Here is a 16182-nt window from a genome sequence, read left to right on the forward strand (position 1 = left end):
ATGGACGCCCCGCGGACGCTACTTTTTGATACGGCATCGCTGTATTTCCGCGCATTCTTCGGTTTGCCGGATTCCCTGCGCGCCAAGTCCGGAGATCCTGTGAACGCCGTGCGCGGCCTGCTGGACTTCCTGGCCCGGTTCATCACCGACTACTCCCCCACCCACGTCGCCTGCTGCTGGGACGACGCGTGGCGGCCGGCGTGGCGGGTCGACCTCGTGCCCAGCTACAAGGCCCACCGGGTCGCGTACGGCGACGTCGAGGAGGTGCCGGCGGCGCTGACCGCGCAGGTTCCGTGGATCCGGGCCACGCTGGACGCCCTCGGCCTGCCGATCGTCGGCGCGGCCGACCACGAGGCCGACGACGTGATCGCCACCCTCGCCACGCGGTCCACCTGGCCGGTCGACGTGGTGACCGGCGACCGCGACCTGTTCCAGCTGGTCGACGACGACCGGGCCGTGCGCGTGCTCTACGTGGGCCGCGGGGTGGCGAAGCACGAGCAGATCACCGACGCGTGGCTGCAGGCGAAGTACACGATCACCGGGGCCGGCTACGTCGACTTCGCCGTGATGCGCGGCGACCCCTCCGACGGGCTGCCCGGCGTGAAGGGCATCGGCGAGAAGACCGCGGCGCAGCTGATCGGGAAGTACGGGGACCTCGACGGCATCGTGGCCAACGCCGCGAACCTCTCCTCCGGCGTCCAGCGTTCGCTGGCCGCGGCGGTCGACTACCTGGGCCCGGCCCGGGAGGTGGTGACCGCGGCCCGCGGCGTCCCGCTGCCGGAGGTGGACCTCGCCCTGCCCGCCGCGCCGAAGGACCCGGAACTGTTCGCGGCGCTGACCGAGGAGCTCAACCTCGGTGGCAGCGCCGACCGGATCCTCGCGGCGCTCGCCGCCGCCGGCGGCCGGGTCAGCTGAAGAAGGCGCCCGGCACGTCGCGCCGGCTGAACAGCTCGCGGAACCGCTCGTAGGCGTCGTCGGCGCCGGGGCCGGGGTCGTGGCCCACGGCGGCCAGGAACGCCACCGCCCCGTCGAGCACCGGACGCCACAGCGGCTCGGGCCGCACGCTCCGCGTTGTGCACGAGGTGCGCCAGCACGTCGCGGGCGCTCCACCGGGGCGTCCAGCACACGGGCGCGGCGAGCTACTCGTCGGTCGCGGCCCCGAAGAGGGCGACGGTGTGCTCGGCGAGGTCGCGGTAGGACACGTCGGCTCCTAGCGGGCGGGTCGCAGCACGTACACCGCGGCGGAGGCCATCAGGTTGGCCGACTGGCCGTACATGCGCAGCCGGCGGCCGTGCTCGGTGTAGGTGAAGCGGCGGTCGACGATGAGGTGGAGCTGGTCGAAGAGGTCCTCGAGGTCGGCCAAGGTCGTGAACCGGAGGTTCGGGGAGTTGTACCAGAGGTACGGGATCTCCTTGGAGACCGGCATCCGTCCGCCCAGCAGGCGCAGGCGGTTGCGGTACCAGCCGAAGTTCGGCACCGAGACGACCAGGCGCTCGGCGACGCGGGCCATCTGGGCGAGCACGAACTCGGGGCGCAGCATCGTCTGCAGCGTGCGCGAGAGCACCACGGTGTCGTAGGAGTCGTCGGCGATGTCGACCAGGGCGTCCTCGATGCGGCGGTCGAGCACCGGCACCCCGCGGCGGATGGCCGCGAGCACCGAGTCGGGGTCGATCTCGACGCCCTGGCCGGTGCAGCGCTTGCGCTCCATGAGGTGGGCCAGCAGCGAGCCGGACCCGCAGCCGAGGTCGAGCACGCGCGAGCCGGCGAAGACCTGGTCGGCGACGAGCTGCAGGTCGAGGCGCAGTTGGGTCGGGGCGGTCACACTCCCACCTCCAGGGCGCGGTCGAACCACGCGCGCAACGTCGCGTGGTAGGCGGGGTCGTCGAGCAGGAACGAGTCGTGGCCGTACGGCGAGCGCAACTCGCGGAACGTCACCGGCTGCTGCACGGACTCCAGGTGGCGGACGATCCGCAGCGAGTGCTCGGTCGAGAACCGCCAGTCGGTGTCGAAGCTGAGCACGAGGTACCGCACCGGGGACGCCGCGAGCCCGGTCAGCGCGTCGGGCCTGGAGAACGGGTCGAAGTAGTCCATGACGCGGGTCAGGTAGAGGTAGCTGAGCGCATCGAAGCGCTCGAGGAACACCTGGCCCTGGTGGTCGAGGTAGCTCTCGACGGCGAAGTCGATGCCGAAGCCGCCGTTGGTGGTCTCCCCCTGGGGGGAACGCCCGAACTTCTCGGTGAAGGCGTCCTCGGACAGGTAGGTGATGTGGGCCATCATCCGGGCGATGGAGAGGCCGACGTCGGGGTTGGTCCCCTCCTGGGCGTAGTGCCCGTCGAGGAAGTGCGGGTCGTCCATGATCGCCCGTCGGGCCACGGCCGAGAAGGCGATGTTCTGGGCGGTCAGGCGGCTCGAGGCGGCGACGATGGCAGCGTGGGCCATGTCCTCGGGGTGGTCCAGCGACCACTGCAGCACCTGCATGCCGCCGAGGGATCCGCCCAGCGCCACGAGCAGCCGCTTCACCCCGAGGTGGGCGAGCAGGGCACGGTGCACGGTCACGAAGTCGGCCATGGCCAGCAGCGGGAAGCCCATCCCGTAGGCCGCGCCCGTGGCCGGGTCGATCGACGACGGGCCGGTCGACCCGCGGCAGCCGCCGATGAGGTTGCTGCAGATGACGAAGAAGCGGTCGGTGTCCAGCGGCTTGCCGGGGCCGATCAGGTTGTCCCACCAGCCGGGCCGCCTGTCGCCCTCGTGCCAGCCCGCCGCGTGCGCGTCACCGGTGAGGGCGTGGCAGATGTAGACGGCGTTGGAGCCGTCGGGCGCCAGGGTGCCGTAGGTCTCGTAGGCGACGTCAACCGGCCCCAGCTCGGCGCCCGAGGCGAGCACGAGCGGGGACTCGGCCGTGAAGAGGCGGGCGGTCCGCGTCGTGGTGACGCCGACCGACCCGCCCTCCGTCGTCCTGGTCACGCAGACAGCGCCTTGTCGAGGTCGGCGATCAGGTCGTCGACGTTCTCGATGCCGATCGAGAGCCGGACGCCCTCGGGCGCCACGCCGGCGTCCACGAGCTCGGACTCGGTCAGCTGGCTGTGCGTGGTCGTCGCGTTGTGGATCGCGAGCGACTTCGCGTCACCGATGTTGGCCAGGTGGCTGAACAGCTCGAGCGCCTCGACGAACTTCGAGCCGCCCTCGCGCCCGGTCTTGAGGCCGAAGGCGACCAGCCCGCTGTTGCCCCTGGTGAGCATGCGCCCGGCGACCTCGTGGTACGGGTCGTCGGCCAGGCCCGGGTAGCGGACCCAGGCCACGCGGTCGTCGTTCGCCAGGAACTGGGCGACCTTGAGGGCGTTCTCGCTGTGACGCTCCATGCGCAGGTGGAGGGTCTCCAGGCCGAGCAGGATCTGGAACGCGTTCATCGGTGCGATCGCCGCGCCCGTGTTGCGCAGCATGACCGTGCGGGCGCGGATGATGAACGCGGCGGGGCCGGCCGCCTCGGTCCAGACGACGCCGTGGTAGGCGTGGTCGGGGGCGGTCAGGTTCGGGAAGCGCTCGGCATGGGCGGCCCAGTCGAAGCGCCCGGAGTCGACGATCACGCCGCCCATCGAGGTGCCGTTGCCGGCGAAGTACTTGGTGGCGGCGTGGACGGCGATGTCGGCGCCGTGGTCGAACACGCGGCACAGGTACGGCGTGGCGGCGGTGTTGTCGACGATGAGCGGCAGGCCCAGCGCGTGCGCGGCCTCGGCCCAGGCACGGATGTCGAGGACGTTCAACGCCGGGTTGCCGAGGCTCTCGGCGAAGACGAGCTTGGTGCGCTCGTCGACGTGCTCGGCGAGGGCCGCCGGGTCGTCGGGGTCGACGAAGCGGGTCTCGACGCCGAACTGCGGCAGCGTGTGGGCGAAGAGCGCGTAGGTGCCGCCGTACAGCTTGGAGCTGGCGACGATGTTGTCGCCCGTGCCGGCCAGGGTCAGCACGGCGTAGGTGATCGCCGCGGCGCCGGACGCCGTGGCCAGCGAGGCCAGCCCGCCCTCGAGCGCGGTGACGCGCTTCTCCAGGACGTCCTGGGTCGGGTTCATGATCCGGGTGTAGATGTTGCCGGACTTGCGCAGCGCGAACAGGTCGGCGGCGTGCTGGGTGTCGTCGAAGACGTAGCTGGTGGTCTGGTAGATCGGCACCGCGCGGGCGTTGGTGGCCGGGTCGGCCTGCTCCTGCCCGGCGTGCACCGCCAGGGTCTCGATGCTGTAGTCGGTCATGGTCATCCTTCGGGTCCCGGAAAGCGTGGGGCCACCCTAGGGCTTGAGGGGTGGTCCAAGCTTCAATCTCGGCTGCCGGTCGACAGGGCGAAGCGGTGCAGCACCTCGTACCGGTTGCCGCGGTCGCGCAGGTGGCTCTGGATCAGGACCAGCTCCTCGGCGGTCCACCCGTCCGCGTCGAACGTGTCGAGCACGCGCACCAGGCGGGTGCTGTCGATGGCGCGGTTGGCCCGGGCCAGCGTCAGGTGGGGCACGAACCGCGCCCCGTCCACCCGCACCCCGGCCCGCACGGCGGCGTTGCGCGAGCGCTCGGCCAGGCTCGTCAGCTCGGACGCCCCCTCGGCCAGGCCGAGCCACAGGACCTTGGTCTCCAGCGGCCAGGGGAACGCGCCTCCCCCGGCCAGCCGGAGCCGGAAGACCGGCGTCCGGTCGGCTGCTTCGCCGAGCGCCTCGACCAGCGGGTCGAGGGCCCGCTCGGGCACGTCGCCCATGAACGCGGTCGTGAGGTGCCAGCCCTCGGGTCGGGTCCAGCGCAGCCGTGGTTCGGCGGGCCGGCGCGGGGTGAGGAAGGCGTCCAGCTCCTCCACCAGCTCGGTCGGCGGGACAAGGGCCGTGAACAGGCGAGCTCCCATGCGCCCAGCGTACGCAGCGCGGGCACCACCGCCGCAGCCCCCGCCGAGGGTGGCGCGGGCGGCGACGTCGGCGTGTTCACCTGGTGGGCCGAGGGTTCGGAGAAGGACGGCCTCGCCGAGCTGGGGAAGCTCTTCGTCGCCGAGTACCCGAACGACACGTTCGTCAACCTGGCCGTCGCCGGCGGCGCGGGCTCGAACGCCAAGGCCAAGCTGGCCGCCGACCTGCAGAACAACAATCCGCCGGAGTCCTTCCAGGGCCACGCCGGTGCGGAGCTGACGGACCACATCGACGCCGACCAGATCGAGCCCGTCAACGACATCATCGAGGCGCTCGGTGGAGCCTCGGTGTTCCCGCAGAACCTGCTCGACCTCATCACGGTCGACGGTGACATCTACTCCGTGTCCTCCAACGTCCACCGCTCGAACGTGGTGTGGGTGAACCCCGAGGTCCTCGCCAAGGCCCAGGTCGCCACCGAGGCGCCCGCCGACCTCGACGCCTGGATCGCCGACATGGAGAAGCTGAAGGCCGCCGGCGTCGACACCCCGCTGTCGGTCGGCACCGCCGCGTGGACCCAGCTGCACCTGTTCGAGAGCATCCTGCTCTCCGAGCTCGGCACCGACGAGTACAACAAGCTGTTCACCCCGGGCGCCGCCTGGGACACCGACGCTGTCAAGTCGACGGTCAGCAAGTACGCCAAGGCCCTGAGCGTCGCCAACACCGGTGGCGCTGACGACTGGCCCGCCGCCACCGTCATGGTCATCGACGGCAAGGCCGGCTACAACGTCATGGGCGACTGGGCCGTGGCCGAGTTCAACTCCAAGAACAAGACCTACGGCACTGACTACCTCGCGTGGCCGACCCCCGGCACCGACGGCAGCTGGGCAAGTACTTCATCAGCGGACTGATGAGCGGCTCGGTGAAGTAGCCGATCGGCGACGGCGTGCCAAGATGGACGCCGACGAAAGGACGGGCATGAGCCTCGAGGAGAAGCTGCACACCGACATGGTCGCCGCGCTGAAGGCGCGCGACTCCGAGCTGGTCACCACGCTGCGCATGGCGATCGGCGCGCTGAAGAACGAGAAGGTGGCCGGCAAGTCCGCCCGCGAGCTCACCGAGGCCGACGAGGTCGCGGTGTTGCAGCGCGAGGTGCGCACCCGCAAGGACTCCGCCCAGGCCTACACCGACGGCAACCGGCCCGAGCTGGCCGCCAAGGAGCTCGCCGAGGCCGACGTGATCGCCCGCTACCTGCCCGCCATGCTGGGCGACGACGAACTGGACGCCCTCGTGGCCGAGGAGCTCGCGGCCGCCGAGGCCGCGGCCGGGGAGAAGCCCACGATGCGGCAGATGGGCGCCATCATGAAGGCCGTGAACGCGCGCGTGGCCGGCCGGGCCGACGGCTCGGCGGTGGCGGCCAAGGTGAAGGCCGCCCTGGCCTGAGCGACCTCTGGGCCGGATCCCTCCTTGACAAGGTGGGATGCGGCGGGGAGTCTGGCGACCATGAGTGAGAAGCCCATGGACCCCCGTATCAACCCGAACGAGGCCGACGAGGACCTCGACAACACCAACGCGGCGGAGCGCCGCGGCGACGGTGGCCACCCGGTCAACCCGACCGACGCCGAGGGCGAGCAGCCGATGCCCGACGAGAACTCCTGACACCCCCGAACAGGACGAGGGCCGTCCCGCAGGTCGCGGGACGGCCCTCGTTTCGTCACTCAGGCGGCCAGGGTTAGGACGCTCTTGCTCTGGGCGCACCAAGGGCAGAACGCGGAAGCCTCGCCGCGCCGGACGGACAGGGTGTGGCCGCAGCTGAGCTCGGCCTGGTCTAGGCGCCACTGCGCCGTGTGGTTGGTCATGGATACTCCTTCAACCGCACGCCTCGCGGGGTCGCGCCGGCGGCGGGTACTTCAGCAATGGACCCATCGCGCGGTTCGGCGACGGGCGAGGGCGGCTCCGGCCCGGGGGGAAGCGGCCGGCACGACGTCCGTTGGGTTCGGCCCAGCACCGTGCTGGGCAAGGACCCAGTATAGCCGATCGGCGTCCGACGTGCTGGGAATCGCCTCCACTAGGGTGGATGCATGAGCCGGGTTGCCCTCTGGCGACGTACCGACGCCATCGCGGAGCCCCGGCTCAACCGCGCCAAGGCCTTGTTGCTGACCCTCATCGCGGTCACGTCGCTGCTGGCGCTGGCCTTCGTGCGCCCCGAGGAGGCGCCCCTGGTGGTCAACGTCTACAAATACCGGGCCAAGACGGGTGCGTTCCTGGGCAGCATGTTCATGATCTGGCAGTTCCTGCTGGGCTTCCGCGGCGCCGTGTCGCCCGTCCTGCCCGACCTCGCGTGGGTCGGCATCGTGCACCAGCGGCTGGGCCAGTTCGGCGTCCTGATCATCGTCCTGCACCCGGTCTTCATCGGCCTGTACTGCCTGGAGACCCGCGGGCAGAACATCTTCGCGCTGAAGATGTCCGACCCGTTCTCCCAGCGCGTGCTGCTCGGCATGCTCGCTCTGGCGGTGGTCGGGTTCATCATCGTGACGAGCCTGGTGCGCTCGAAGATGGGCTTCTACCGCTGGCTGTGCACCCACCTGTCGGCCTACCTCGTCCCGCCGCTGGCGTTCGTGCACAGCTTCCTGCTCGGCCCCACCATCCGGGGCACGTGGCTGCAGGCGTACTGGTGGCTGCTCGGCGCGCGAGGTCTTTCCACCAGACGGGGCGCCGACGCGGTCCCCGTGGGTGGCCCTGAGCTCTGGCGAGACCGGCGAAGACCCTGACGGCAGCGACCCATGGCGCCGGAGGGCTGAGGAGCCGACGACGCCCGGACGGCTTCGACCCTCTGTGGTTGGGAACAGCGGGATCACAGGAAGTGGACAGGCTGGCTGGCTAGCGTCGCTCCCGACGAACGATCCGAACCATGAAAGGCCTCCCATGGATCCCATCTCCCGCTATTCCGCCGTCACCCGTAGGGCGTTCCTCGGCGGACTCTCCGCCGCGGCGATCGTGGCCACGGTGGGCTGCGCGACAGAAGCGTCCACCTCCTCGGTTCCCGCCAGTTCGGCCTCCTCCGCATCCCCGTCCGCAACCGCCACCGCGACGGCATCCGCCTCCTCCAGCGCCTCGGCGAGCACGTCGGGCACGGAGTTGCCGGCGAGCGCACAGGCGACCGTGTCCTGGACGTTCACCTCCAGCGGTGGACGCTCCCGCAACCCGTACATGGCGGTATGGATCGAGGACGCCGACGGCAATTTCGTGAAGACCCTCGCGCTCTACCACAGGGCCAACGGCGACAACTGGCTGAAAACCCTGTCGGCCTGGTACGCCGCGTCGGGCGGCACCGACACCACCACCAGTGGCACCGTGCCCGCTGGCAGCTTCACCGCGGTCTGGGACGGCTCCACCGCGGCGGGAGCCCGCGCAGCCCAGGGCAGCTACTACGTGTGCGTTGAGTCCGTGGTCGAGCACGGCTCAGAGAGCCTCGTCCGCCAGCAGGTGGAGTTCGCCACCTCGGCGGCCCAGACCACCCTCACGCCGGCCGGCGACATCGCAGCCGCCGCCGTCGCCTACACCGTCTGATGCCACTCCCCAACGCTGAGCAACTCGCCGCCTGAGCGGACGGCGAGCGCCGCGGCGCCTGACACCTGCTCCAGCAAGGGGACGGCCTCGGACCAGGCCAGCACGCCGACAACCGTAGCGAGCGCGTCCGCAGTGATGGCGCTCGCTGCGCGGACAGTGGTGGACGGCCGGTTGGGCACCGGCCGGCCCGTCCGTGGGTCGATGACGTGTCCGTACCACTGGTCGGCGATCCGGAACCCGCGGTACACCGAGCCGCTGGTGGCCATCGCGCCGTCGCCGAGCACAACCGCGGCCAGTGGCCGCCCGCCGATCGCGTCCGGGTTCTCAACCCCGACGCGGACGACCTCGTCGCCGACGTGCCGCAGGTCGCCGCCGGCGTTCACCAGAACGTCGCACACGCCGTCCCGCCGCCCCGCCGCGACGCCGCGGTCGACGATGTAGCCCTTGGCGATGGCGTTCAGGTCGACGCCCGCACAGTCGCCGATCCGCTCCACCCGTCGGCCTGCCACACGAAACGGCAGGACGGCCAGTCGCGCGGCCAACTCGTCCAGCTCGGCCGCCGACGGCAGTTCCTGCTCGGCCTCCGCGCGCAGCCAGCGCTGACGGAACGCCCCCGCGGCCGGATGGAAAGCGCCGCCGGAGAACTCCCACCAGTGCTGGGCGGCGCCCAGGACGTCGCTGAGTTCCGCCGACACCGCGTCCAGCCGTCCGGAGCGCCAGCGACAGAGTTCGCTCCCGGGGTCGTAGACGGTGAACACGTCCTGCAGCCGCTCCATCTCCGCCACGACGGCGGCCTCCGCGTCCGCGGCGACAGCGCGTGCCACCGCCGGAGTTCCGCCCCGGGCGACCACACGGACCTCGACGTTGGTTCCCAGCAGCGGGTGGTAGATGCCGCGGGAGGTTGCGCGGACGGGAACACTCATGACGCCACCCTAGAGACGCTCGTTCCCACACGAACCTTCCACGTGGTGCACAGCCGAGCCACAGGCTCTCCTGAGAGCCTCTTTCCATGGCAGTCGAAACCCTCGTAGCCCCGCTCGCGCGCGGGCACTACGCACGGCAGGCGCGCGCGAACCGGGTCCGTGCGGGCGCCGTCGTCGGCGCCGGCTGGCTGGTGCTGGCGATGAGTGTGGTCCTGTTCCTCGCCGAGGACGGCCTGGGCAGGTTCTCCCACCTCGGTTCCTCGATCAACGCGCTCGGCATCATCGCCGGGCTGATCGCCACCAGCGCCTTGCTGCTGATGCTGCTGCTCGCCGCACGTGTGCCGCTGATCGACCGCGCCCTCGGCCAGCCGCGAGCCACCGCTCTGCACTCCCAACTGGGCGACACGGTGGTGATCGGGCTCGGCCTGCACGCGGTGCTGGTCCTGGTCGGCTACGCGGCCATGGACGCCATCTCGATCATCGACGAGTTCGTCTACCTGTGGGCGCAGAGCGACTTCATCCTGGCCGTCGTGGCCATGGCGCTGCTCGTGGCCGTGGTCGTTTCGTCCATCGCCGCGGCCCGCAGGCGGCTGCCGTACGAGGTCTGGCACGCGGTGCACCTCGCCAGCTATGTCGCGGTGGGCCTGTCGATACCCCACATGTTCTCGATGAGCGGCCTGCTGGCGCAGGGCGCATGGCAGCGCAGCTACTGGATCGCGCTGCTCGTGGTCACCGGCGGCTGCCTGCTGGCGTTCCGGTGCCTGCGGCCCGCCTGGGTCTCGCTGCGGCACCGGGTGCGGGTGACCGCAGTGACGTCGGCGGGGCCCAACGTCTTCCACATCGAGGTCAGCGGACGCAGGCTCGACCGACTGGGAGTGCAGGCGGGCCAGTACCTGCACTGGCGCTTCCTCGCCCCCGGCCTGTGGTGGCACCAGCACCCCTTCTCCGTCTCCGCGGCTCCCTCGGCGGCCCGGCTGCGGATCACGGTCCGGGTGCTGGGCGCGGGTACGGCGGCGCTGCGTGACCTCCGGGTGGGCACCAAGGTGTTCATCGAAGGCCCCTACGGTACGTTCACCGACGGCGCCAGGACCACCGACGCGGTCACTCTGGTCGGTGCCGGTGCTGGCATCGCCCCGATCCGGACGATCCTCGAGTCCACCGCCTTCGATCCCGGCGCGGCCACGGTCGTCCTGCGCGGCTCGCGCGCCGACGACGTCGTGCTCGGCGACGAAGTCGCTGCACTGTGCGATCGTCGGGGGGCGCGTCTGGTCGAGCTGGTGGGGCATCGGGCGCCCGGCGACCGCTGGGTGCCGGCCGATCAACCCCGACTCACGCTCGTCGATGTCGTCCCCGGGGTCGCCGGCACAGACCTCTACGTGTGCGGCCCCGAGGGCTTCATGGCCTCGGTGATCGCCGACGCCCGGGCGGCCGGGGTGCCGGAAGAGCAGATCCACACCGCGGCGTTCGGATTCGCAGCCTGATCAGCGTCAGGACGTGACCCCCTCCGTCCCTCAGCCCGGAGGAGGAACCGCCCGTCGCCGGTAGCCGGCGAGGAGCAGGTCTTCACTCCCCCGTCGCCCATCGACCAGCGCACGGTGTGAGTCCCGCTGAGTGGTGGGCTTTGGAGGAGGGCGTGTCCTGAGCTGATGGGTGGGCCATCGGCGAGATCTTCGGTGTGTACGGCCAAGCACGCATCGAAGGAGTTCTCACCGATGACCCAGTTCCAGTCTGCCCTGTCCGGGTTGCTGACGTCTGTCCAGAAACGGCGAGGGGGTCGATCTCGTGCGCGAGTCGGTCCGGATCGTGTTGCAGGAGTTGATCGGCGCCGACCGCTACGAGCGCACTCCCGAGCGAACGAATGAACGCAACGGCACCCGCCCCAAGGAGGTGATGACCAAGGGCGGCACCGTCGAGGTGCAGATCCCGAAGCTAGGGACTGCTGCACGATTAGGTGACAACCGATCTGTGGGGCCCTGCGGGTGACGGCGCTCAGCGAAAGTCCTCAGTGGTGCTCACCGAAGTTCCTCAGGTCGCGGGGGTAACGCTAGCGCAGGTTTGTGCCGGTTGTGGCGCGGCGGAGTTCGTCGGCTGCGGTGGCGTGGTGGCGGAGTCGGTAGGAGGCTCCGTCGAGCGTGACGACGACGGATCGGTGGAGGAGCCTGTCGAGCATGGCTGCGGCGACTGTGGTGTCGCCGAGGATGTCGCCCCAGGCGCCGACGGGCCGGTTCGTGGTGATCACGATCGAGGTCTTCAGGTAGCGCTGGTTGATAACTTGGAAGACTCGTCACTCTCCCATCCGGGAGACTGTTGCCCGTCGCACCCCTCGAACTCATCGCCGTGATGAAGCTCATCGCGTTCGCGGGACGCCAGCCCGCGGAAACCAAGGACGCCGACGATCTCTTCACGGTGTTGCGCGCTGCCTCCGACGGCATCTACGGCGACGAGACTTGGGACGACGAACTTGCCATGGCAGCGACCGATTTCGACCACGAACTTGCCGGAGCCTACCGGCTCCGACGCCGCGGTATCGCTTGCTTCCCCGCTGACCGAGCCCGACGGGTGCTCGATCAGGCAACACAGACTCACCCCACAATGCGGAGAGCCTGGCGCGGAGCCCACGACGGACTCTTGGATGCGTGGCTAATCGGCCTACGAGCAGGCCGTTCACCGGACGGAGCAAGGGGAACGTCCGGCTGATCTCAGCCCTTCGCTACGTCTCCACGCCGACATCGGTCGGCCTAATGAATGGACCGTCCGTGCCCCTACGCGCCGGGCGGTCTGGCGCACACGCTCGGCCTCACCTCCGGGGGATACCACGCGCGGAACCCTGCTGTCGAAGGTCCCCGTGGCGTCATCGAACCAAGGCGCGGCGCGTTCGAGATACTGTGACGCATGGATCTCGTGCGTGCCCTGGGCGTTGGGTACCTCCCCAAGGAACTCCCGCCAATCTTCACGAGCCTGACCTTCGCGAACGTTAGCGGTGGCCTCAAGCAAACACGGCCGAATGATGAGACGTATCCAGCAAAGTTCAGCTTGGCGCGAACCGGCGGCCTCAGGCGGGCGACTGAGATACCGAATCCGTTCTCTCAACTGTCGCTAGTGGAGCACTGCTCAAGAAACTGGGCAACCCTTCGGTCCATCGCGGGCCTAAGTGGGATCTCCACCAGCCGCCCCGTTCGTGCAAGCCAGAAGTCAGAGCGCTCCCTGAAGCACATCGGATCACCTGAGAAATATGAACGTGTGCTTCGATCGGTCGGAGCGCGCTTCACCCTCACCACGGATGTATCGAACTTCTTCCCTTCCACCTACACCCACGCGGTTGACTGGGCCGTGCGAGGACGGGCGACAGCGAAGAGGGATCGATCGGCGAAGTCGGTGGGCGGAAAGCTCGACCTCCTATTGCGTAAAGGGCGGGGCGGTCAGACGGTCGGAATATCGATCGGCCCAGACACGTCGTGGCTGATCTCTGAGCTCGTCCTGGGCCGGGTCGACTCCGCGCTTCAGCGGCGGCACCCGGGCATAGGCCGGCATGCTCTGCGTTGGGTAGACGACATGGTCTTCTATGCAAGCTCTCACGGCCTCGCTGAGGAGGTCCTTGGTCACTATGAGGAGGAACTTGGCAGGTTTGAACTTTCGCTGAACCCGCTCAAGACCACTATCCAGGCTGGCATCAAGCCGTACCAGGATGAATGGCTCATCAGGCTGCGTCAGGCCCGCTATCGTGACGACAATGAGGCGCACCAAGCAGACGATATTGTTGATCTGTTCAGCTTGGCATTCGACATCCAGAGCGCTCTGCCCAACTCGGGGGCAATCAGCTACGCTGTGAAGCGCTGCAACCCGTTCCCTTCCGGTCGCGCTTGGGAGGTATTCCAAGAGTTGCTCATGGCGTCCATGGCTCTTGAGCCGAGCTCGATCAGGCATGTCTTCGACGTAATGTCTTTTGCGAAAGACATTGGCCTCGCCGTAAAGGATCGGGAGTTCGGTGAAGCGTGCAACGAACTCATTATGCGGCACGCGCCGCTGGAGCATGGGTTCGAAGTTGCCTGGCTCCTCCTCATGTTGCGCGAACTTGGTCTCGAACCTTCAGAGGAGAGCGCCGATGCAGCTCTGCTCATGCACTGCAACGCGAGCAATCTCCTAGCGTGGGCAGCGCTCAAAGACTCGGTCTGGCTCCAGCTCTCGTGCACCAATCTCGACGCTGTCGTGAAGCGAGCGGAGGCGGCCGACGCGTTGCAGAGCGAAGACTGGCTGTTGGCGTATGAAGCGCGCGCAAGACGGTGGTGTGCGCCGAAGAACTGGGCCGGAAGCTCGGCTTGGCGCGAGGTCAAGAGCGCTGGAGTGCTCTTCATGGACATCCCTGACCCCAAGGCGGCACGACCCAAGCGCTGGCGCCTCAGACGGATGAGACCGGCGTTCGTATCGACTTGGGGAAGTTGAACGACGAGCTGCATGGATTTCGCGTCACACCGCGCGGGAGCCAGTTCCACGTATGTTCCACGCGGGCCTGATACCGACTCCAAAGATGCCTCTGACAAGGCTAAACACCAGTCGGGCTGACAGGATTTGAACCGGATTTCACAGACAGTCTCCGATGTGGCCGTGACGGCCGACGATGGTCCGTTTACGCGTGGTGACAACGGGTTTTGTCCTCGTCGTGGGGTGTCTCTGTTTGACACACTGTGACTCCCGAGTACATTCGATCTTGCACGAATCTTGCACGACCGACCGGGAGGGCCCCATGCCGACCGACAACGTGATCGCCCTCGACGACCATCGACCGAAGCCGCAACGAGGCGGCAACAACAAGGGCACCCGGCGACGGTTCGGGAACGTCCGCAAGCTCCCGTCAAAGCGGTTCCAAGCGTCCTACCTCGGGCCGGACGGCATCCGGCACAACGCGCCCGTGACCTTCCTCACGAAGGGCGACGCCGAGACGTGGCTCGCGATGGAGTCGGCCGCGATCACCGAGCACCGATGGAAGCCCGCTCCCCCGCCTGGGCCGTCGTCGAGGACGTTCGGCGACTACGCCGACGAGTGGCTCGAGAAGCGGACCAAGCTCAAGCCCTTGAAGCCGCGGACGGCCGCCGGCTACCGGCACCTGCTCGACGCGAAGATCCTCCCGACGTTCAAGGACGTTCCGCTGGCCGATCTCACGCCCGAGGGGGTCGAGGCGTGGTTCCTGTCGCTCGACCCGGCGAAGGCGACGACGCGCGGACACGCCTACTCGCTCATGTGGTCGGTCTGCCAGTCCGCGATGCAGGGCCGGTTGATCCCGGCGAACCCGTGCCAGATCGAGAACGGGTCGCGGGTGAACCGGGCGCACAACCTCCGGCCCGCGTCCCCGGCCGAGGTGAACGCGATCGCGGACGCGATGCCCGACCGGTATCGGCTCATGGTTCACATGGCGGCGTGGTGTGCTCTCCGGTTCGGCGAGCTGACCGAGCTACGTCGCCGCGACCTCGACCTCGACGGGGGCGTGATCCGGGTTCGTCGCGCGGTGACGTGGATCAAGGGCGAGACCGACGCCGTCGCGGCCCCGATCGTGGGCACGCCCAAGTCGGACGCCGGGCAGCGCGACGTCACGATCCCCCCGCACCTGGTGAAGCCGATCCGCGAGCACGTGAAGGCGTGGGCCCAACCGGGCCCTGACGGGCTCGTGTTCCCGAACACCGAGGGCGAGCACATGCACCACGGGAGCCTGTACAAGGTGTTCAAGCCCGCCCGGTTGAAGGCCGGACGTCCGGATCTCCGGTGGCACGACCTCCGGCACACCGGCGCGACGCTGGCTGCGCAAGCTGGGGCGACGACGCGGGAACTCATGGACCGGCTCGGGCACTCCTCCCCCGCTATGGCGATGCGCTACCAGCACGTCGCGGACGGCCGGGCGGCCGAGATCGCTCGACGCCTGTCGGAACTCGCGAAGGGATGAACCGGACGGATCGCGGGTGTCGTTGTTGGACTCGACGCGACCCGCGAGCTACCTTTCTCGAAACGGCGTGATCCGCTACGGGCGGACTCCGGGGCTCACGACCCCGGGCACGCACTGCACATGTCGCCCTTCCTCGTGGCGCATTGACTCGGGCCGGTTCACCGGTTCGGAACGAGGGACGGAACACGTGCCGGAAGCTCGGGTGACGCCGAGCATTCCGAAGCAAGGACGCACCCCCCGACCAGGTGACGGGAGGGGGAACGGCGAGGGACTCCCACGAAGGGAGCACCGAACCCCGGTTCGGTGGGGTCGCACCTACCCGCGAAGTCCCGGCTGGCCCTCGTGGCCGAGCGCGGGGACCGCTCGCGACAAGAACGCCGGCGTCCTGGCTCGGATAGTCGGCCGTGACAGTTGAGCACGCCCCGTTGCGGGCTGCTCGCCAGTCACGGAGGCGACAGTGCGAACCAGCACCACGACCAAGAAGACCAAGACCCCCGAGACCGTGACCGAGGTTGCCCCTCGGTTCGTGTCCCTCAACGTTGCCGGCGACCGCGTCGGCCTCTGCTCCCGAACGATCCGCCGCGCGATCGGCCGCGGGGAACTCACCGGCTACAAGCTCGGATCCGCGCTCCGCGTGGACCTCGACGAACTCGACGCCTGGGTGCGTTCGCAGGCCCTCCCGACCGCTCGGGCCGGTGCCCGATGAACGTGACGAGCGGCCGACGCGCGCACCACGCCGACCGCCCGAAGCGAGTCGCCCCTGACCCTGTGACCAGCGTAGGCGAGCCGTCCGACACGGGCGCGGACGCCGCGCGCGGGTCGGGGCGTGTTCTCGGCGAGATCGGGGACCGGTTCGAGGCGAAGCGGGGAACGCGATCGCTCGCGGTCC

21 protein-coding genes are annotated in these 16182 nt (G+C 69.2%); 12 read left to right on the top strand and 9 right to left on the bottom strand.

The annotated features are described in order from the left end of the window. Entirely contained in the window at nt 1-915 is a 915-nt protein-coding gene (locus J4N02_RS08210; RefSeq protein ID WP_188334342.1) for a 5'-3' exonuclease, read from the top strand. On the opposite strand, the gene J4N02_RS08215 is transcribed toward J4N02_RS08210, so the two are convergent. From J4N02_RS08215 to thpR, 5 genes are all read right to left on the bottom strand, one after another. Further along, nucleotides 908-1063, bottom strand: coding sequence for a hypothetical protein (locus J4N02_RS08215; RefSeq protein WP_188334343.1), 156 nt, complete (start codon nt 1061-1063; stop codon nt 908-910). The genes J4N02_RS08210 and J4N02_RS08215 overlap by 8 nt on opposite strands. Nucleotides 1064-1210: 147 nt before the next feature. Next, nucleotides 1211-1822 (bottom strand): methionine biosynthesis protein MetW, encoded by a 612-nt coding sequence (gene metW, locus J4N02_RS08220; RefSeq protein ID WP_182818597.1) that lies wholly within the window; start codon nt 1820-1822, stop codon nt 1211-1213. Continuing rightward, on the bottom strand, nt 1819-2964 hold the full coding sequence (locus J4N02_RS08225; RefSeq protein WP_188334344.1) for a homoserine O-acetyltransferase: 1146 nt from the start codon (nt 2962-2964) through the stop codon (nt 1819-1821). The genes metW and J4N02_RS08225 overlap by 4 nt, the downstream gene beginning before the upstream one ends. Further along, nucleotides 2961-4241 carry an O-acetylhomoserine aminocarboxypropyltransferase/cysteine synthase family protein gene (locus J4N02_RS08230; protein WP_208090904.1) on the bottom strand — a complete coding sequence of 427 codons (1281 nt, stop codon included), beginning with the start codon at nt 4239-4241 and terminating at the stop codon, nt 2961-2963. The genes J4N02_RS08225 and J4N02_RS08230 overlap by 4 nt, the downstream gene beginning before the upstream one ends. Before the next feature lie 62 nt (nt 4242-4303). Beyond that, the gene (gene thpR, locus J4N02_RS08235; protein ID WP_188334346.1) at nt 4304-4873 is read right to left on the bottom strand and encodes an RNA 2',3'-cyclic phosphodiesterase; all 570 of its coding nucleotides are present in this window, start codon (nt 4871-4873) and stop codon (nt 4304-4306) included. A gap of 72 nt (nt 4874-4945) precedes the next feature. Here thpR and J4N02_RS08240 point away from each other — a divergent pair, with 72 nt between their 5' ends. The 3 genes from J4N02_RS08240 (at nt 4946) to J4N02_RS08250 (ending at nt 6527) form a co-directional block, all read left to right on the top strand. Beyond that, nucleotides 4946-5779 (top strand): ABC transporter substrate-binding protein, encoded by an 834-nt coding sequence (locus J4N02_RS08240; RefSeq protein ID WP_188334347.1) that lies wholly within the window; start codon nt 4946-4948, stop codon nt 5777-5779. Nucleotides 5780-5846: 67 nt separating this feature from the next. Beyond that, nucleotides 5847-6311: a GatB/YqeY domain-containing protein gene (locus J4N02_RS08245; protein ID WP_188334348.1), complete on the top strand. Its 465-nt coding sequence runs from the start codon at nt 5847-5849 to the stop codon at nt 6309-6311. A gap of 60 nt (nt 6312-6371) precedes the next feature. Further along, complete coding sequence (locus J4N02_RS08250; protein WP_188334349.1) at nt 6372-6527, top strand: hypothetical protein; 156 nt, start codon at nt 6372-6374, stop codon at nt 6525-6527. Between the two features lie 59 nt (nt 6528-6586). On the opposite strand, the gene J4N02_RS08255 is transcribed toward J4N02_RS08250, so the two are convergent. After that, entirely contained in the window at nt 6587-6727 is a 141-nt protein-coding gene (locus J4N02_RS08255) for a hypothetical protein (RefSeq protein ID WP_188334350.1), read from the bottom strand. Nucleotides 6728-6949: 222 nt separating this feature from the next. On the opposite strand from J4N02_RS08255, the gene J4N02_RS08260 reads away from it, so the two are divergent. Then, nucleotides 6950-7639 carry a ferric reductase-like transmembrane domain-containing protein gene (locus tag J4N02_RS08260; RefSeq protein WP_188334351.1) on the top strand — a complete coding sequence of 230 codons (690 nt, stop codon included), beginning with the start codon at nt 6950-6952 and terminating at the stop codon, nt 7637-7639. Nucleotides 7640-7810: 171 nt separating this feature from the next. Here J4N02_RS08260 and J4N02_RS08265 read toward each other — a convergent pair whose 3' ends face one another. Beyond that, complete coding sequence (locus J4N02_RS08265) at nt 7811-8080, bottom strand: hypothetical protein (protein WP_188334367.1); 270 nt, start codon at nt 8078-8080, stop codon at nt 7811-7813. Here J4N02_RS08265 and J4N02_RS08270 point away from each other — a divergent pair. Then, complete coding sequence (locus J4N02_RS08270; protein ID WP_243760760.1) at nt 8079-8438, top strand: DUF2271 domain-containing protein; 360 nt, start codon at nt 8079-8081, stop codon at nt 8436-8438. The genes J4N02_RS08265 and J4N02_RS08270 overlap by 2 nt on opposite strands. Here J4N02_RS08270 and J4N02_RS08275 read toward each other — a convergent pair. Then, nucleotides 8426-9361, bottom strand: coding sequence for an FAD:protein FMN transferase (locus tag J4N02_RS08275; protein ID WP_188334353.1), 936 nt, complete (start codon nt 9359-9361; stop codon nt 8426-8428). The genes J4N02_RS08270 and J4N02_RS08275 overlap by 13 nt on opposite strands. Nucleotides 9362-9447: 86 nt before the next feature. On the opposite strand from J4N02_RS08275, the gene J4N02_RS08280 reads away from it, so the two are divergent. Further along, a complete protein-coding gene (locus J4N02_RS08280; RefSeq protein WP_188334354.1) occupies nt 9448-10842 on the top strand; it encodes a ferric reductase-like transmembrane domain-containing protein in 1395 nt (464 codons plus the stop codon). Between the two features lie 301 nt (nt 10843-11143). After that, nucleotides 11144-11344 (top strand): transposase, encoded by a 201-nt coding sequence (locus J4N02_RS08285; protein ID WP_188334355.1) that lies wholly within the window; start codon nt 11144-11146, stop codon nt 11342-11344. Nucleotides 11345-11405: 61 nt separating this feature from the next. Here the strand turns inward: J4N02_RS08285 and J4N02_RS08290 are convergent, their stop codons facing one another. Beyond that, nucleotides 11406-11630: an ATP-binding protein gene (locus J4N02_RS08290; RefSeq protein WP_208091218.1), complete on the bottom strand. Its 225-nt coding sequence runs from the start codon at nt 11628-11630 to the stop codon at nt 11406-11408. Between the two features lie 68 nt (nt 11631-11698). Here J4N02_RS08290 and J4N02_RS08295 point away from each other — a divergent pair, with 68 nt between their 5' ends. From J4N02_RS08295 to J4N02_RS08310, 4 genes are all read left to right on the top strand, one after another. Then, nucleotides 11699-12058, top strand: coding sequence for a hypothetical protein (locus tag J4N02_RS08295; RefSeq protein ID WP_208090905.1), 360 nt, complete (start codon nt 11699-11701; stop codon nt 12056-12058). Between the two features lie 195 nt (nt 12059-12253). Next, nucleotides 12254-13801 (top strand): RNA-directed DNA polymerase, encoded by a 1548-nt coding sequence (locus tag J4N02_RS08300; RefSeq protein WP_188334357.1) that lies wholly within the window; start codon nt 12254-12256, stop codon nt 13799-13801. A gap of 301 nt (nt 13802-14102) precedes the next feature. Beyond that, complete coding sequence (locus J4N02_RS08305; RefSeq protein ID WP_182815044.1) at nt 14103-15293, top strand: site-specific integrase; 1191 nt, start codon at nt 14103-14105, stop codon at nt 15291-15293. A 457-nt stretch (nt 15294-15750) separates the two neighbouring features. Further along, entirely contained in the window at nt 15751-15999 is a 249-nt protein-coding gene (locus tag J4N02_RS08310) for a helix-turn-helix domain-containing protein (protein ID WP_208090906.1), read from the top strand. Nucleotides 16000-16182 lie beyond the last annotated feature (183 nt).

Origin of the sequence: Propioniciclava sp. MC1595 (assembly GCF_017569205.1) — a bacterium.
GTDB lineage: Bacteria > Actinomycetota > Actinomycetes > Propionibacteriales > Propionibacteriaceae > Propioniciclava.

Coding starts and splice junctions, on each gene's coding strand:
- J4N02_RS08210 (WP_188334342.1), top strand. CDS start 1: ATGGACGCCCCGCGGACGCTACTTTTTGATACGGCATCGCTGTATTTC.
- J4N02_RS08230 (WP_208090904.1), bottom strand. CDS start 4,241: ATGACCGACTACAGCATCGAGACCCTGGCGGTGCACGCCGGGCAGGAG.
- thpR (WP_188334346.1), bottom strand. CDS start 4,873: ATGGGAGCTCGCCTGTTCACGGCCCTTGTCCCGCCGACCGAGCTGGTG.
- J4N02_RS08245 (WP_188334348.1), top strand. CDS start 5,847: ATGAGCCTCGAGGAGAAGCTGCACACCGACATGGTCGCCGCGCTGAAG.
- J4N02_RS08250 (WP_188334349.1), top strand. CDS start 6,372: ATGAGTGAGAAGCCCATGGACCCCCGTATCAACCCGAACGAGGCCGAC.
- J4N02_RS08255 (WP_188334350.1), bottom strand. CDS start 6,727: ATGACCAACCACACGGCGCAGTGGCGCCTAGACCAGGCCGAGCTCAGC.
- J4N02_RS08260 (WP_188334351.1), top strand. CDS start 6,950: ATGAGCCGGGTTGCCCTCTGGCGACGTACCGACGCCATCGCGGAGCCC.
- J4N02_RS08270 (WP_243760760.1), top strand. CDS start 8,079: ATGGCGGTATGGATCGAGGACGCCGACGGCAATTTCGTGAAGACCCTC.
- J4N02_RS08265 (WP_188334367.1), bottom strand. CDS start 8,080: ATGTACGGGTTGCGGGAGCGTCCACCGCTGGAGGTGAACGTCCAGGAC.
- J4N02_RS08275 (WP_188334353.1), bottom strand. CDS start 9,361: ATGAGTGTTCCCGTCCGCGCAACCTCCCGCGGCATCTACCACCCGCTG.
- J4N02_RS08280 (WP_188334354.1), top strand. CDS start 9,448: ATGGCAGTCGAAACCCTCGTAGCCCCGCTCGCGCGCGGGCACTACGCA.
- J4N02_RS08300 (WP_188334357.1), top strand. CDS start 12,254: ATGGATCTCGTGCGTGCCCTGGGCGTTGGGTACCTCCCCAAGGAACTC.
- J4N02_RS08305 (WP_182815044.1), top strand. CDS start 14,103: ATGCCGACCGACAACGTGATCGCCCTCGACGACCATCGACCGAAGCCG.